9 protein-coding genes are annotated in these 12,473 nt (G+C 43.6%); 5 read left to right on the forward strand and 4 right to left on the reverse strand.

What is annotated here, in order from left to right; all coding sequences use genetic code 11:
* Positions 1 to 195 precede the first annotated feature (195 nt).
* The 3 genes from H6F76_RS25110 (at position 196) to H6F76_RS25120 (ending at position 4,236) form a co-directional block, all read left to right on the forward strand.
* The gene (locus H6F76_RS25110; protein WP_190512382.1) at positions 196 to 705 is read left to right on the forward strand and encodes a hypothetical protein; all 510 of its coding nucleotides are present in this window, start codon (positions 196 to 198) and stop codon (positions 703 to 705) included.
* Between the two features lie 261 nt (positions 706 to 966).
* On the forward strand, positions 967 to 1,626 hold the full coding sequence (locus tag H6F76_RS25115) for a DUF1822 family protein (RefSeq protein WP_190512384.1): 660 nt from the start codon (positions 967 to 969) through the stop codon (positions 1,624 to 1,626).
* A 27-nt stretch (positions 1,627 to 1,653) separates the two neighbouring features.
* A complete protein-coding gene (locus tag H6F76_RS25120) occupies positions 1,654 to 4,236 on the forward strand; it encodes a CHAT domain-containing protein (protein ID WP_190512386.1) in 2,583 nt (860 codons plus the stop codon).
* A 76-nt stretch (positions 4,237 to 4,312) separates the two neighbouring features.
* Here the strand turns inward: H6F76_RS25120 and H6F76_RS25125 are convergent, their stop codons facing one another.
* Entirely contained in the window at positions 4,313 to 4,870 is a 558-nt protein-coding gene (locus H6F76_RS25125) for a hypothetical protein (protein WP_190512388.1), read from the reverse strand.
* Positions 4,871 to 5,228: 358 nt separating this feature from the next.
* Entirely contained in the window at positions 5,229 to 5,456 is a 228-nt protein-coding gene (locus tag H6F76_RS25130) for a hypothetical protein (RefSeq protein ID WP_190512390.1), read from the reverse strand.
* Here H6F76_RS25130 and H6F76_RS25135 point away from each other — a divergent pair.
* Both H6F76_RS25135 and H6F76_RS25140 read left to right on the forward strand, forming a co-directional pair.
* On the forward strand, positions 5,455 to 5,817 hold the full coding sequence (locus tag H6F76_RS25135) for a hypothetical protein (RefSeq protein WP_190512392.1): 363 nt from the start codon (positions 5,455 to 5,457) through the stop codon (positions 5,815 to 5,817). The two genes, H6F76_RS25130 and H6F76_RS25135, sit on opposite strands and share 2 nt — an antisense overlap.
* A gap of 335 nt (positions 5,818 to 6,152) precedes the next feature.
* Complete coding sequence (locus H6F76_RS25140) at positions 6,153 to 6,380, forward strand: hypothetical protein (RefSeq protein ID WP_190512394.1); 228 nt, start codon at positions 6,153 to 6,155, stop codon at positions 6,378 to 6,380.
* 350 nt (positions 6,381 to 6,730) lie between these two features.
* Here the strand turns inward: H6F76_RS25140 and H6F76_RS25145 are convergent, their stop codons facing one another.
* Together H6F76_RS25145 and H6F76_RS25150 are read right to left on the reverse strand one after the other, a co-directional pair.
* The gene (locus tag H6F76_RS25145; RefSeq protein ID WP_190512396.1) at positions 6,731 to 8,923 is read right to left on the reverse strand and encodes a hypothetical protein; all 2,193 of its coding nucleotides are present in this window, start codon (positions 8,921 to 8,923) and stop codon (positions 6,731 to 6,733) included.
* A gap of 801 nt (positions 8,924 to 9,724) precedes the next feature.
* Entirely contained in the window at positions 9,725 to 11,206 is a 1,482-nt protein-coding gene (locus tag H6F76_RS25150; protein ID WP_199322453.1) for a hypothetical protein, read from the reverse strand.
* Positions 11,207 to 12,473: the final 1,267 nt, after the last annotated feature.

A 12,473-nucleotide genomic window follows, 5' to 3' on the forward strand; every position in this document is an offset into this window, starting at 1 on the left:
TGAACTTGAGTTTCTCTTTGCATATTTAGCATCATGCTCACTGAAAGTAGAGTTGGCATTGCCCCTGTAAATTAGCTGAGTAGCCAACCCAACAAGCAACCCAACTATTCAGTAAGGAGTTGGGTTCTTTGAACTTAATGATTGTGATATTGTTAAAACTATTAAATCCACTTCCCTGAGCACATCATTCTTTAAATGAATAAACAGCTTTGCCCAGAGTGCATAGAGGCTGAGAAAAAATCAGGGATAGATATAGTTCGTCTCTTAGAACGCCTTACCCTAATTAAGGGTAATCAGCTCTCAGATTCTGAGATTACTTATCTATGTCTTTCACTTTATGGATATAGCAACTGTCAGATAGCCTATAAGCTACGAAACCATAAGATACCTTCGCCACAGGAATTAGCCTTGTGCAAAGACATAAAAAGGATAGAGCGAAATATGAAAAGTGAAATGTCGGATCGGGTAAATAGTTACATTAAAGAATTATTGGGTTTAGAGAGGGAAAAGCGTAAACCAGCCTGGTTGAAGGTAATTCATTTCCTAAAAAAAAATGGATATACCGCCTTGCATGCGCGCGAAATTATTTTGAATTCAAAACAAGAGTTTTTTATTTTATGTGAAGGAGATAAAAGTCAAGAAGAGGTTAACGAAATGCTAAGAGCATGTGGTATGCGAACTATAACAATTCGAAGAGTACTTTAAGCAGTAGTTCTAAATAGGTAATGATAGCTGAAAATTTCTGCTAGTCTTGAATCTAAGAATTATGGCTTTTGAAAAGGGGTTGAAGTATCTCGCAAGATGGGAGCTGAATACAAATTGTGGTTCCAGTCAGTGCATTTTCGATTCGAAATTAGTCCCCACTCAAGACGTAAAACTTCTGATTTAATTCCTATAACATCTGCGGAGACTTCATGACATTTAGGGCACTACCCTTTAAACTTATCTCACATAAAGAGCAGTGAAATGACCATAAATAAACACAAACGCAGCAGCAAAAGCCTATTTATCCTTCAAAGTTCTCAAAAGGAATTCGAACAAATTCAAGTTCTTTTTGAATCGGGAGAGTTAAGTGAGATACTTGGCACTCAGGTTATGGATGTGGGTATAGTTCCAGAATCTCAATCATCTGAAGGCGCACAGATAAGCTTGAACCTAAGCCAGTGGCTTCAGGGAATTTTCGAGGAAGGCTGGGAACCTATAGAAACACTATTTAGCAGAGTCACAACCAATCCTGCTTCTAGCTTCAGGAGTTTTGGAGATTCCCTCAGACGAAGCAATGCTGATCATCTATTTACTGAAACTAGTCGTGGCAAGATTCTCGACCTAGGAATACAACTAGCCCATACCCGAGTAGCTCTGTTAGTCACTCCAATGTCGACAGAATCTAATGAGGAAATCAGCATTCGCTTGCAAGTCTATCCCGCTAATGGACAAATTCACCTTCCACCAGGGTTACAACTAACCGTCTTAGATGAATTTAGTACCGCTATCCCAGAGTTAAAAGCTGAAGCTAGAACTGAAGATAATTATATACAACTGGAGTTTAGTGGCAAGCTTAGGGAACGGTTTAGTGTTGAGGTGGCTTTTGGTGCTGCTAGCATCACGGAAGAGTTTTTAATTTGAGTGCATCACTGTCACTAAGGAGCAGCAATGGCGAGACGAATCATTCTCACAATAATGGAAGGAAGCTTTACTGAAGGGTTCCCGATTATCTTGCGCATTGGGCGAAATAACGCAATTACTGAGACAGAACTTGAAATTCCTGGCAAACTACCTCCGGCTCCTCACATCCCTGAAGCAGTTAAGGACTGGCAGAAAAGCTACTACCAGGTAGTGAGGCCTTATTCTCGCATTAAACCTAAACCAGGACAAGTAACTAACGTTTCTTGCAAGCAAGCAGGCAAGAATCTAGCAAAAGACCTCAACAATTGGCTCAATTCAGGATCACGAGAGTGGCAGAAAATTCGCGATGGGCTTCAGCGGAATTTACGTGAAACTGAAGAAATTCAAGTCCTTATTCAAACTGACGATAGCCTCCTACGGCAGATCCCTTGGCATACATGGAATTTATTTTCAGACCATTATAAAAAATCAGAAATAGCCTTGAGCGCACCAGAATATAAGCTCCAAACTGTTCTGATACCTCCTACTAAAAAACTTAGAATCTTAGCCATACTATTAGCCATACTACATATTCTGGTGCCTCGCACTAAAAAACTTAGAATCTTAGCCATACTAGGGGACAGTACAGGAATTAACGTTCAAGAAGATAAAAAAATTCTTAAAAAATTGCCGCACACAGAAGAACCATTCTTTCTTGAACAACCTCAACTTCAGCAATTAACCGCTCAACTCTGGGAGCAGCAATGGCAGGTTCTTTTCTTTGCAGGGCATAGCTGTAGCCAAGAGGAAGGAAAGACAGGCAGAATCTATATTAATTCGACTGATAGCTTATCAATTGAAGAATTCAAAAAGACTTTAGAACGGGCGATCGCCCACGGATTGCAGTTAGCAATTTTTAATTCCTGTGATGGATTAGGTTTGGCGCGAGAACTAGCTGATTTGCAAATTCCCCAAATCGTTGTTATGCGAGAACCAGTACCAGATTTAGTAGCCCAAGAATTCTTGAAGTACTTCCTGGAAAATTTTTCTCAAGGAAAATCTTTGTACTTAGCAGTGCGAGAAGCACGGGAAAGACTAGAAGAGCTACACTCCAAATTTCCTTACGCCTCTTGGCTACCAGTCATCTTTCAAAATCCAGCAGTAGAACCTTTAACCTGGGAGAAACTGCGGCGTAGTAACATTAAAAACCACGGCCTAGAACGGATTTATAAACCACTGTTATTAGTACTTGTATCATCACTCATATCATCAATATCAACACTACAACCAGCTCGACATATTGCTTGGAACTGGATTCAAAACAGATTTTACTCAATTCCATCTAACCACTGGAAAGCCGAATATTTTAACAAGCCTATACCCAAAGATGCACCTATTTCTCCTCCACAGGATTTAGGAGATTGTAATAAGCCGATCCTTTTAGTTTGGGGGACTGAATCGCCATCTGAGACACTCCAAGATAATTTTTCAGCTCAGATAACCACCAAATGTTATTTTCCTAAAGGTCTGAATTTACTTAAGATTAAAGCCGACGATGGCAGCAAAGTAAAAGTTGGTGAGCAAACTATAATTGATGAATTGACAAATGAGCGGGGGTGTAAAGACCAAGAAAATCATGACCATGCTGAATTCTTCTACTCAGAAGGTAGGGAATATCCAGTTACTGTTGAATACTGCGAAAGGGATGGCTATGCTCAACTTCTACTTAATATTAAGCAACATAATTTCTTTGAAGAGTCTGTAAATCCGATTAAGGAATGGCAAGCCACTTTTTATCGGTGGGACAAGAATAGGCCTCGGGATAAAGAGAAAGATGAACCGCCCAAAGATTTCTACAAAAAAGAGACTGAAAAACTTGGTATTCTAAATCTTGGTTCAAATCAACGTAGTGACACTAGAAAAGGACTTGAGCAATATTGGAAAGCTAGTTCTCCTAAAGATGATGAACGCCTTTCTACTGATTTCATTTTGGCAAGTATGTCTACCAAAGCCAATTTTAAGGCAGGCAAGAAATATCGAGTAGTAGTCAAAGCGGCTGATGATGGCTTCCAGCTACTAGTTAGAAATCCAAAAACAGCGCAATTAACTTTTATCACGCCAGAAAATAGCTGGCAGAAGATTCTCAGTACTCCAAAGGAGTTCTCGTTAGAGGTTCCTCATAATGGTATATATGATTTCTATTTCCTCCATTACGAGCGTGATGGTCATGCCTCTATTGATTTTTTCTGGGAAGAAAGCACGCCTTTATGCTCTGGCGTTTCATGTATAGGACGTGATCCACACGATAATAAATGCGATATTAGCTCAGAACCGCAAGTAGTAACATCTACAGTAGGAAACTTTCAACCTTCGGAGGGAAATCTTGAAACTTTTCAAGTAAGGATGAAGTATTCCAAAGAATGTAATGCTACTTGGGTCTGGTCTACTGCTCCCTTTCTTTCGACTCATTACCTTGAAGATCGTCACGGCAATCAATATGGGAAGGCAGACATCCCACAGGATAGGTCTCCATACCACTACAGTGATATGGGACCTGGAAATATTGAACTTAAGGCTTGCGCCCAGATCCTAAATAAGAAACCAACGTGTACAAACTTCGTAAAACTATGAGCTAGAACTGTTTCAAGAAGAAATTTAGTCTCGAAAGATGAAATAAAGCCTAACCTTTGAAATGAAGCTAATTAATTTATTTTTTAATACTAAAGTTTGTAATAAATTCAATTCTAGCACCAGTAGATCTCGACTTTTGAATTAGGTAAAACTCAAATCCACAGACTCCTTGAGGAAAGGATACGTAATTAGACTTTTTATCTAGGTAGTCACTATCTGTGAGGCTGCTCCCAATTAACTTACTACCTTCCGCTCCAAGAGTAGCACCGGAGCATAAGTATGCTTTGTAGCGAACTGTTGCCGTGGAATTGGGGCTTGTTAAAATAACATAGAAACCACTCACTTCTTTTGAATCATCAGGCTTACTGTAGACATCACCAGGGCGACGACCAGGACGAGGAAAGAAGCAGTCATTTGATGCTACCCAACATGATCCAGGCTTCTGAGCTTCAGACCAGCATAAACCAGGTAAATCCATTTTGCCTGAAATACAAGATACCTTTCTTACCATGCTGAAGTAGGAAGGTATAGAGATGATCGAAAGAATGCTTATAACAAAAAGGACAGATAAAGTTTCGGGTAAGGTATAACCCTCAGCATCACATTCTTTAAGAGAGGAGCATTTATAGGTCATTCTCTCCTGGCCTCTACATATCTATCTCAACATAAAATTTACACCAAGCAGCGAAAATAGTCACTATAGTTACGGGTATGACACCGTTCTTGGACATGAAGTACCACATCGCCTGAAAGTTTTTCTTAGCTTAACTTTCAGATTGTGATCTTGCCGCTTTTGCTCAACGTTAAGGCACAGCCGTCGCGACGCGAGCGTTGAGGAGCAGAGTAATTGATAACTTCTGCTCCTCATTTTGTGAAGCTTGTGCCGTTGCACCCCGGAGCAACGGTGCAACGAAGGCATCGGGGATGCAGCCGCTGAAAACAGGCAAAAGCGCCTCTGTACTACCCTCTTTCCACCAAAAAGTAGTCCAGGTTTAGTCCAGAGCCACTAGTACACCCTCAAAAGCGGTTGCGGTACGACCACTCGCAGTCCGCTCCCGGTGCCTCATTGTCTCTTGGTCGAGACAGCCTAACAGCCACAGGCGATCGCCGCGCTGCTGCGGCTTCAGCACCCTTCTCGACGCCCTGCCCTGGTACCACTTGCCCGCTGGCAAGTTATATAATTGCCTCTGGTAGCCGCTGCGCTTCAAGGGGACCGACATGGAAGCACCAAACCGACCCAACAACGCTGATCCGCTGCTGTTTCGCTACGTCGCTACGGCTGAAGAGAGCAACCAACCCTCGATTACCGTGGTGCTCAGTGTTCAGGGCGCACTCATCGGCGGGCAGATCATCAGCGCGGCGCTTTATGCTGAGGCGCTGAAACCTGGCGCTAACGTCAAAGACGCTGCCACGGTGTTTGCGCTGCTGCAGCAAGACATCCTCGCCGAAAGAGGACGGTACATTCACCTGCAAAACCCTTGGGTTGTTTCGGTTGCGGGTCAGATTCCCTTTAATCCTGGGACCGTTTGGCGGTGCCGATTAGACGCGGTCGACGGCTTCTTCTTCGGACCAGTCCGGTAGAGACCGGTTGAGCCTGCCAGGGCTCACACTGGCACCAGTGCTTAGGCAGACGAGCGCTTGGGGGGTGCGTTGTGATCCGTCAAGCCAGACGAAGTGAGTGCCGCGGCCTTGCGTCCAGCGGGAAGCTGAAGCTCAGCGTTGAGTCGTTTGAGCTTCAAACCCCAAGCGACTCCAGTGATCACTGCACTTCCGCCTACGGTTTGCCGTGAGATCAGTAGCGTAAGCTGCTCGATGCCTACTGCCCTTTAACGAATGGGTGTCATCTGCTACTTCTCAAACGTCCTCTTACCTTGCATGTGAGACAGAATCTAAAGCGGGAGGAAAAGGAGTTGGACATGAATTTATCGCCGGTCTACGAGCAATGGAAAGCTGAAACTTTAGAAGCAGGTGAGCGACGCGCCACTGAAGGGCTACTAGTGGCACGGTTTGGTCCACTCGATGAAGTGCTGACCCAGATTGTGCCAAACCTAGTAGCCTTGCCTCCCGTTGATCGGGCACGACTCATCCTCAACCTGTCCCGCACTGAACTCATCGAACAGTTCGAGCACAAACTGTCACATTGAGTGCTTCAGACCAGAGTTGGACTAAAGCTGGACTGATTTAACCGTTTCTCAACCTTGAGCGATCACTGAAAGCCTGATGCTTCCGTGGGGCAACTGGCACACTCCCAACGGTAGCATCGCACTTTGAGGCGGGGTGTTTGCGAGCGTGAGCAACGAACCGAGCCAAATCAAGCGATTGAGTAAAGTGATGACACTGTTGGCGAAACATTGCTTAATACTCTGCAAGTCCTGTAATCTTGCTGTCCTCTTGTTAAAGCTGATTGAGTTTTGTAGAGCCGGCAACGCTGGCACAGAGGTTCCAGGTATGAAGAAATAATTCGCCAACAGTGTCTTCGCTGCAATCACCCCTACTAGGCACGACGCTGATTGCTCTCTCCTCTAAACGGTTCTTTGTCTGCTAGTAAGGCTGTATCAGTATCATTATTTCGCACGTCTAAAACCTTCCTAAGCAGCTTAAACCAGAATTCTGCTCCCATAGAGAAGGCGATCCCGCTAAGAATCCAGCCTATTAGTAGGCTAACTAGTTCAAGAGGCCTTTCAATAATAAATTGAAAGATAAAATTAATGAGTTGAGGAATTGATTGAGGCTTTACAAAACTCTGTGTTGTAAGACAGGTTTTGGCGAACTCACTTCTATTGTCATCAATTTTGGCCTTACAACCTAATTGTCTGGTTAGGTTCTGAGCTTTCCAACCGATCGGTAGTGAAAGATCACTTAGGACGCTATCCAGTTGCTCTTTTTCATTCTCAAGCTGTTGTTGTCTGTCAACCATAAAGCTATTCAAGCTAGATTTGGAAGTATTACTAGAATTAGCCGAAGGAGACGGGCTAGAGTAAATTGAGAGCGCTCTATCCTTCATCGCTTCACGTAAGCTCTCATTATTGGAAAGACGTTTTATGATATAGAGTGTGTCTGAATTAGTTAATATGGCAAGTACTAACCCAATTAAGAGCGCAATACCTTTAGCATTTCGCATAAAGACATTACTGGCACGCTCCATAGAGCGTGCATACCAAACTTCAATTTCTTTTCGAAACTGAGCAATCTGGTAATAGCCACTTTGTTCTTTAGATTGGGCACGTTTTGCAAGAATTACAAAGTTTGCTTTGGTGGCATACGGCAACTCTCCTAATAACTCTCGTATTCCTTTATAGATTTGATATTCATTGTAAACTAAGTAGTCACCATGAGTTAAACCCAACTTAGCAAAAGCCATATTGATGACGGCATTACGTTGTTCACTGCTAAGTTCTTTCAAACTCTTGTTAATGATACTTGTCCGTTCATCACTGCCGAATTGATGAAGGACAGCATTCAAAGCCTTTTGCCGTTGTGCTATTGCTAACTGACTAAGTGCTTTATGAAGCGTGCCTTTTTGCTGCTTTAGTAAATTAATTTGTGGATTCGACTTTGCTCGATAGGTCTTGCGTCTACGATGAATGAGTTGCTTTTCAACAGTCTTGAAGATACACGGTGCATCTACGAACAACTGCTCTTCAACAGTCTCAGGGTATGCCTGTACAATCTCTTTTTCAATCGTCTCTGGGTACATTTCGAAAAGTTGATACTCTAGCTCAGGATTTACCTGAGCCTCAAGCGGCTCTGCCTTTTCAAGCAACGAGCTGTATGAGTCGGCTATCTCTTGGTAGATGGGGCTACTGTCATCAATCAGTTGGGCAACTTCAGACGATTTGGGCCGTAGTCCGCCGGAGAGAATAGCTTTCTCGTTGTTCTTACCAAACAAGCTCAATTTGAAAGCTCGTAAGCGCCGTGCGAAGTAAAGTAAATCTTCATCACTGCTTGCTGCCTTTACTTCTAGTTCAGCGTCTTCAGGTTGAACTATTGTAGGTTCAAGTGGATACTGAGCAATGTAGGCATCAAGGCTTTCGCTCATAAGGTCGATACAGACCTCTAGAGTTATTGCTTCAGTATTGAAGTCATGAAGAATATCCTCATATTCTGCTACAAGCGTTGCGAAATTAAGATCACTGTCTAAATCTTTATTAGCTTTACCAGCAATGATTCTAATTCTCCCTTTCTCAAAATTGCTCATAGGTGCTTCGCTCACATCCGTGTTAAGGCTCCCTACAATTCTCTTAGCAAACTTTTCTAGTCTTGCTTCTGTGAGCTTTTTTACTAATGGTGCTAGTCTTAATAGCTCCATAAGAGAAGTTGCAAATGTCTCTGGAGCAATATAGGAAGGTCCAGTCGATAGATCAGCACCAAAAGAGCCTTCTCTATTGCCAGGAATAAAAAGATTAGTGATTTTCCTTAGCGTTCTAGCCACACCACTTTTTGCCTCTTGATTCATACTTTCAATTGGCGAATTGGTATAGAGCCTTGTGACTAAATCTTTTACATTTTGTTCTTCTGGGCTGCCAATACGACCAGCAAGCAGAATCTCGATAGAGTCTCTTAAATGTTTTGCTCGCCACTGAAACAGGATAGTTAGCAACTCCTGAATCTGAGTTGTGAGCAAGCTCAGAATTAAGTAGATAAAGACGAGACCGATCGTAACATCTAAAATAAAGGGTAGGCTCATGTTCGTTGCTTATCAGGCGTAAAGATGGCAGAACTGGAACGAAGTACCATTTGAAATCTGAAACGGCAGATGTATAAAGATTGCATTTAGAAAAACTGTAAAATAGCAGCTTCATCCTAAATGATGCTTGGATTGTCAGAAACGCTTATAGTAGGCTGGTATTTCAGAATTTTATCCCTAAAATAGTCATTTTTCAGAGTGTTTGAGCCAGCCACATAAGGCTAGAAAACTTGCGTGTTATATGTTGGGGTTCTTTACACAACCCCTTCAACGGGTATATTCCAGAACGAGATGCGTGAGTCTCATAACAAGAAGAGTTTTGCTCTCTTTCTTTCCTCCGGCGATAACTATATAGTCAAAGAACTTCATACCGGATATTCTGCTGTCTCATAAGGTCCAAGGCTTTGTGAGACAGGCAATTTAAGGCATGAATTGGGACGCACTGAGCGTTACGTTTCGAAAGATGGTAGTGTGCTAGACCTGTGGAATAGAGGTAAAGTACTTCTACCTCTATTGACCTAAGTTCGGGTTAAGCCGAAGGCTAAAATCCCTACTATGACTAACTTGAGCCAAGCAACAAGTCAGTCACCTTCTCTCAATAAGACCTACTACTGCAAGTGTTTGCAACTGTGAGGCTTGTTGACAAGAGCTTGACTGAGAGTGTGGTAGAAAGTCACGGAAAATTAGGGCTTCTGGCGATTCCTTATCCCGAACTGACATTCGATAAATTCTCTGCAGCTCAATCTGGATAGAGCTTTCCAGCCCAACTTGCACTTTTTTGGTCGTATGTCGGCTCAACCCCTATTCCGATTGAATGAACTCAAACAGTTTAGTTTTACCAACGAGGGGCATGGGTTCACGGTTGAGTTTGATCTCGATCAGGGTTGTAGTGAGAGGCGAGAAGAAATCAATTTCTATCTTGTTGGTGAGCACAGCACTGATGTCGAGCACCGCGTCCCATTTTCCATCTGCTTTTGGTTCCTGGCTAGCCGTATTAACTCGTTCGCTGCCGTAGCCAAAATACTCGACAAGCTGGGATCCTGAGGAGGCAATTAGCCGGATCTTAAGTTTCTTGATCTCGTTTAGCTTAAGTTTCTCAAGATCCACGTGGAAGCAGCGAAAGCTGGAATCGCTTCTATAGGTGTGAACATCAGCCTGGAAGCTTTCGAGCCTATCATCTTCATCGTTTCCTGCCAAGATTTCCAGGTAGTAATCAGGAACTGCATTACCCCTTTCATCTACGACGTGGACAATAAACTGCTGCCATTTTGCATGTTTGTCCCAGGCTGGCTTTGTTTGAGCTTTAGCATCCTGAAACCATGTCTCAAATTCTGCTTTGTTAGAGACTTGTAGTGCTCCGAGCACCAGCTTGACCAGTTGATCGTTTGGCTTGGACATAATTGTCCCGTGGTTGAGACCAGCGATCAAGAACACGGGAATTTCCAGACTGGTCCAGGAGGCAAGTGAGAACCGGCTTATGTCACTGTTGGGTCTGCCCGGTTCAACGGTTAGATCGAGGGTGATCTTGCGAGAGTTCAGCGCAGCCCCTGCTAAACGGATCGTGCCATCGGAACCCGGTGTATTGACAATACTGCTTATGCCGGAAAAGCCTTCAGTGCCACAGAAAGTAAACACGTAGGGTGTGTCAGCATCGGAACCATAAAAACTCTTGTCGTCACTTCTCACCCTCACCATGTCTTGGTGGGCGAGATCCCAGGTATAGCGGCTCCCTAATTCCAAGGCATCCAGTACTAGATCCCCAGCTTCGAGGAAATCTGGACCGAACTCTCTTTTGCCCTTAAAAAGCCCCCCTAACAAACTCCGTCCTTGGTGTGCTAACGGCGATCCGAAAGTGGCAGGAGCCAGACTAATCAAACGCTTCAGACGGCTTCTGCGACTGGCGTAAGCGGCCAACCAGGTGCGGATCACCAGCATGCCCGTGGAATGGACGATCGCATCGAATTCCTGATCGATATCTAATCCGGCTTCCAGGCGCAGTGCCCGGTCAAACCCTTCGGCAATATCTCGAATCGTGATTTCGTTGGTGAGGGTTTTGTAATTGCAGGTGCGGATGATTGAGACATCATATCCATTCTGTTTCAGTTCTTCCCTCCAGGTCCTAAAACTCTCGCCGACATCAGAATAGCCGTGAATCAGAACAAGTGGATTGCGAGAAGTAGACATAAGATTAAATTTTGCTCCTAAAAATAAATTACAAATTGGCGTTTCCGTAGCTTTTGGACCAAAAGCTACGGAAACGCCCACTAGCAAACCAGCGACCACGAGTTTTAGACATGAAGGTCTGCTTCTAAGTCAAGGAGACGGCTATAGAAGAAACCCTACTTGACTAGGCAGTTACGCGATATTAATTCTTGATAAAGAATCTTTGCTGTTCCCTAATGTGTTCTCTGTGTACGGCTTGGTTTTAGCAACGGATGTTGTTGGCGAATGTATGACAACCGTTCTTTCAAGAAGACTACAAGCAGCAGGAAGTAACGAAGATTTAGGTATTTCAGAGTTTGTCGCATGCCTGTAATCCTGCTTGTAGCACTTTTGCCAACAACATCAGCAACGGACAGAGAATGGTCGTTAAGGCTGGAAGAATTCATGAATTAAGGCTTTCAGCGGTTGCCCCGCTTTGGTGGCAGTTGGAGTGAACTGTCCGATTTTCAGTCAGAAATGGGACAGCCGCTGTCATTAAGTACTTAATTTTATAGGTCGCCCGAAGCTTCAGCCCATAAGCTTTTCAGCCTTAGCCTGAGTTTCTGCACAACTACTCATTCAACTCATACTCCCGTTCTCTCAAAGCATGCGAACGATTCGCCGCTTCATTCTGCGCCGCTTAAATGGCTTTAGGGCTGAGATGTTCATACGACCAAAAAAGTGCAAGATGAGCTGAAAAGCCTGCTTCAAATTGAGTTTGAGAGAAGCGATCAAAGCGAGGCTTAGAATCTAGACTTCTGCAGGGTAAGCAACTAAACACAAAGACAGTGAGCCTTAGCAGCAATGATTGCATTGACTTCATTTTGATGAAACGGCTCACTTTAACACGCATCATGGCTATGGGCCTAACAAGCATACAAGGGTGTCTATTTAGACTCAGTATTTGCTAGTTGATAGAGCGATTGCTTTCATCACTTACGCTTCAGAATAGGCGTTCAGAGCAGTTTTAGAACAATCTAATCGCTTGGAAAGCCTGGTATAAAAGCGTTACTACGTTTCAAGCTTTACCCAAACGACCGTTCTATTATTTTAGAACAACTAATAGAATCTTTTAGTTAAACAAAGTAGCTAGAACTCTTTATTAGCAAGCATTAAAAAGTAATCTTTTTCGCAATCTTGTCAATGACATAGCTCAAGGAGTTCACTTTGTCGTAGGCAGTAGGCTCTGCACCATCTCTCTGGTCTGCTCATCTAAGAAGGCAATGTACAAGCGTTTAGTCGCCCTAGTCATGAGCATGCGGTAGACATTGAGTCAGAACGGCACGATCGCCACAGCATCGAGCTGAGAAAGTTGAGGATCAACATTGTCATAGTGAGGGTAGCCACC

Origin of the sequence: Leptolyngbya sp. FACHB-321 (assembly GCF_014695975.1) — a bacterium.
Lineage (GTDB): Bacteria > Cyanobacteriota > Cyanobacteriia > Leptolyngbyales > Leptolyngbyaceae > Stenomitos.

Bases quoted from the DNA above. Each gene is read 5' to 3' on its own strand.
- H6F76_RS25110 (WP_190512382.1), top strand. From the start codon at position 196: ATGAATAAACAGCTTTGCCCAGAGTGCATAGAGGCTGAGAAAAAATCA.
- H6F76_RS25115 (WP_190512384.1), top strand. From the start codon at position 967: ATGACCATAAATAAACACAAACGCAGCAGCAAAAGCCTATTTATCCTT.
- H6F76_RS25120 (WP_190512386.1), top strand. From the start codon at position 1,654: ATGGCGAGACGAATCATTCTCACAATAATGGAAGGAAGCTTTACTGAA.
- H6F76_RS25125 (WP_190512388.1), bottom strand. From the start codon at position 4,870: ATGACCTATAAATGCTCCTCTCTTAAAGAATGTGATGCTGAGGGTTAT.
- H6F76_RS25135 (WP_190512392.1), top strand. From the start codon at position 5,455: ATGGAAGCACCAAACCGACCCAACAACGCTGATCCGCTGCTGTTTCGC.
- H6F76_RS25130 (WP_190512390.1), bottom strand. From the start codon at position 5,456: ATGTCGGTCCCCTTGAAGCGCAGCGGCTACCAGAGGCAATTATATAAC.
- H6F76_RS25140 (WP_190512394.1), top strand. From the start codon at position 6,153: ATGAATTTATCGCCGGTCTACGAGCAATGGAAAGCTGAAACTTTAGAA.
- H6F76_RS25145 (WP_190512396.1), bottom strand. From the start codon at position 8,923: ATGAGCCTACCCTTTATTTTAGATGTTACGATCGGTCTCGTCTTTATC.